The organism is Paraburkholderia sp. SIMBA_027 (assembly GCF_046535315.1).
GTDB classification, from domain to species: Bacteria; Pseudomonadota; Gammaproteobacteria; order Burkholderiales; family Burkholderiaceae; genus Paraburkholderia; species Paraburkholderia tropica.
Genome location: NZ_JAWRWY010001415.1, coordinates 1 through 243 on the forward strand (window position 1 = coordinate 1; position 243 = coordinate 243).

The following is a 243-nucleotide window of genomic DNA, read 5'->3' on the forward strand; positions in this document are numbered from 1 at the left end:
CGCGATAGCTTTCCTCGGCGGGCGGCGCGCCGCGGCCCCTGCGCACGAGCCGGATCAGCTGCTCGGCGTTCGCGCCGATCTGCAGCAGCGGCGGCGACGCGGCGAGCATGTCGGTCGGCATCATCACGTCGTCGCCGTTTTGCTGCGTCCAGCGATAGGTGCGGACCTGGCCGTAGATCGGCTGTCCGCCGGGATTGCTGAGCGTCATGCTCGCGGCGGCCGCCGACGGCGCCAGCTCGATCG

At 72.0% G+C, this 243-nt stretch carries 1 protein-coding gene; it reads right to left on the reverse strand.

From position 1 onward, the window contains the following. Nucleotides 1-243: molecular chaperone (locus SB764_RS43850; protein WP_410867288.1), on the reverse strand; the 243-nt coding region annotated here is incomplete at both ends.